Annotated in this window: 4 protein-coding genes; 2 read left to right on the forward strand and 2 right to left on the reverse strand. The window is 52.3% G+C overall.

What is annotated here, in order from left to right; all coding sequences use genetic code 11:
* Window positions 1–4: 4 nt before the first annotated feature.
* Complete coding sequence (locus WBV75_RS01785) at window positions 5–730, forward strand: YebC/PmpR family DNA-binding transcriptional regulator (protein ID WP_424118945.1); 726 nt, start codon at window positions 5–7, stop codon at window positions 728–730.
* A 182-nt stretch (window positions 731–912) separates the two neighbouring features.
* The gene (locus tag WBV75_RS01790; RefSeq protein WP_424118942.1) at window positions 913–1,395 is read left to right on the forward strand and encodes a hypothetical protein; all 483 of its coding nucleotides are present in this window, start codon (window positions 913–915) and stop codon (window positions 1,393–1,395) included.
* Here the strand turns inward: WBV75_RS01790 and WBV75_RS01795 are convergent, their stop codons facing one another.
* Both WBV75_RS01795 and WBV75_RS01800 read right to left on the reverse strand, forming a co-directional pair.
* The gene (locus tag WBV75_RS01795) at window positions 1,396–1,932 is read right to left on the reverse strand and encodes a lysophospholipid acyltransferase family protein (RefSeq protein WP_424118943.1); all 537 of its coding nucleotides are present in this window, start codon (window positions 1,930–1,932) and stop codon (window positions 1,396–1,398) included.
* Window positions 1,933–1,943: 11 nt separating this feature from the next.
* Complete coding sequence (locus tag WBV75_RS01800) at window positions 1,944–3,059, reverse strand: iron-containing alcohol dehydrogenase family protein (protein ID WP_424118944.1); 1,116 nt, start codon at window positions 3,057–3,059, stop codon at window positions 1,944–1,946.
* Between the last annotated feature and the right edge of the window lies 1 nt (window position 3,060).

Raw genomic sequence — 3,060 nt, forward strand, 5'->3', positions numbered from 1 at the left:
CTGTATGGGAAGAGCATTTGAATTTCGAAAAGGAAGAAAATTAAAGCGATGGGCCGCCATGTCCAAAGCCTTTACCCGAATAGGGAAGGATATCGTCATGGCTGTCAAAGAAGGTGGCCCGGATCCGAGCCACAACTCCCGCCTGCGCGCTGTGATCCAGAACGCCAAGGCGGTAAATATGCCCAAAGACAATATTGAGCGGGCCATTAAAAGGGCCTCGGACAAATCCCAGGGCGACTTTAAAGAAGTGCTCTTTGAAGGCTACGCCCCCCACGGCATCGCTGTCCTGATCGAAACTGCTACAGACAACAACACCCGTACCGTGGCGAACATCCGGAGCTATTTCAACAAACACAACGGCAGCCTGGGTACCTCGGGCTCCGTGGAATTTATGTTCGACCACACCTGCAACTTCTGTATTGACCCGGAAGGCCTGGACATGGAAGAACTCGAACTGGAAATGATCGATTTCGGGGCCGAGGAGGTTTTCGAAGATGAAGACGGCCTGCACATCTACGCCCCCTTTGAATCCTTTGGGGCCATACAAAAAGAACTGGAATCCCGGGATATCGAAATCCGATCTTCCGGCTTTGAGCGCATCCCCCAGGTGACCAAGGAGCTCAAACCCGAAGAAGCCGAGGAAGTGGAAAAACTCCTCGAAAAAATCGAAGAGGACGACGACGTGCAGAATGTATTCCACTCCATGGAGGAGCAGTCGGAGGATTCTTAAAACCGGCAAAAAATGGGGTTTTGAGTTTCCCGATCGGGTTCTCACAGGGATGACCTGGTAGGATTGATGCAGATCATTGCCCCGGCTGGAACCACACAGTACATTTATGGCAGTAACCGGAAGTGGCACCCTTCCTGGCTTCAAAAACAGGGATGCGGTCCGCTTCTCTAAAAACTACCGCCATGAAAAAATACGCCTATATCTTTCTGATCTTATTGGCTCCTCTGTTTTTCTCCTGCAGCAGTAGTGATGACGACGAGGATGTTTTAACCAAAGACGGCCGATTCCCAATTAGCGAACTGGCCGGCACCTGGGTGGCCACAAAGGCCCAGTTCAGTGTAAGCAGCACTTCTGTCGATGTGGTGGAAGACGGGGGAACTGCCCGGATGACCGTCCAGAACAGCGGGGATTTCGCGCTTACCCTGGATCCTGTTGACCGCCCGGCCTACACGGTAAGGGGTGAGATGTTCTGGGAAAAATGGGAGGGCACTTATTACTTTGCCATTCAATGGGAAGGTGAACCCGATGACTGGGACACCTATGGTGAAACCTGGGACGGGACGACCTTTACCATTAACGGGGGCGCCGGGACCGGGGAATACGATTTTGACAATGACGGGGACATGGAATCCTGTTCTGCCCATTTCATTTTTGTCGGTGACTAATCAGGTATATTCGGGTACCTTGCCCACTACTCCTTTAAAAAATTCCCGGTATTTGGGAAAGTCTTTTTCATAGTCGCCGGTGGGGTACATGGGTTCTGAAAACCGGACGGTTTTCGCTCCGTAGTCAAAGGCGACCAAAATGATGGGCACCTCAGCAGCTATGGCGATGTAGTAAAACCCCGTTTTCCAGGTATCCACTTTTTTACGGGTCCCTTCCGGGGCCAGGGCCAGGCGGAATTCCTCCCGTTCCCGGAACAAATCGGCAACAGCCTCTACGGTATCGCTGCGTTTGGAACGGTCTACCGGGGCGCCACCGGTCTTTTTAAAGAACCAGCCCAAAGGACCTTCAAATAGGCTTTTCTTCCCGATATAATTGATTTGTACCCCTATGAGCTCCCGTATCATCAGACCGACAAAAAAGTCCATCCAGTGCGTATGCGGGACTACGGCAAAGACACATTTTGGAATTCTGGGCATAGGCCCTTCAAATGTCCAGCCCATAAGCTTATGGTAAAGAAATGAAGCCAATGATTTCATAAGCCGAAGGATCAGATTTTGGTGAAAATTTCCCGGATTTGTTGCCGGCTTATTTTAGATTTCCAATCCTCACCCAGGGCATTCTCCCACAAGGGTTCCATGCTATAGGCCACTTCAGTCATCGTCTCAAAATCCGAATCCGAACAGGAACGGGTTACATTTTTTGGCAGGGCAATACCCTGTTTTTTGCGCATTTGCTCAAAAATACGCACCCCTTCCGGATAGAATTCTTCCAGGTGCGTAAAGACCAGGCAATTCCCAAGGCCATGGGGGGTCCCCATAACATAGGAAAGGCCATAACTCAGGGCATGGGCAATGCCCACCTGGCTGTATGCAATACTCATGCCCCCATGCCAGGATGCCATCATCAGTTTTTCACGGGCCTCTGCAGGGCTGAGATCCTCCAGAAAGACCTCTTTGCAAAGGGCCAGGGCTATTTCCCCGTAACTGCTACTAAAGGCATTGATATAACCCCCGTTGAGGGATTCCACGCAGTGGATATAGCAGTCCATCCCGGTGTAAAACCACTGGTCTTTCGGGACCCCGACGGCCAGGTCCGGGTCCAGCACCACCTGGTCAAAAGGGGTGTGGTCTGAGTTAATCCCCAATTTGCGCTTAGGCCCCAACAGGACGGTTGTGCGGGAAACCTCGGCCCCCGTACCACTCAAAGTGGGCACTCCTATATGGTAGAGCGCCTTTTCCCGTACCAGATCCCAGCCCTGGAAGTCTGCGGCACTGCCCGTGTTAGTCATCATGATCGCCACGGCCTTGGCCAGGTCCAAAAGGGTGCCCCCGCCGATTCCGACAATGGCCACAGGCGTCGATTCACATTTGGACTGGATTTGGGCTACCAGGGCATCTACCTGCTGGGTTTTAGGTTCTTCACTCGCAGAGATCAGGATAAGCAGGTCCTCCTTAAGGGCCGGGACCCGCCCGTGAAGCCTCCCGTCCTCAAAAACGTCATCCATCAGGAAAACCACGGTCTCCTTCCCGGGTGTGCGCAGGGGCTGGAGGATTTCTCCCAACTGGTCAAAACTACCGGGGCCATAGACCACACGGGAGACCATGGGAAAATTCCTGGGTTTTTTCCCCTTAAGCGCGGCCTTGATATTAAGCGAATCTTTCAAT

Source organism: Robiginitalea sp., from assembly GCF_049588695.1.
Classification (GTDB): domain Bacteria; phylum Bacteroidota; class Bacteroidia; order Flavobacteriales; family Flavobacteriaceae; genus Robiginitalea.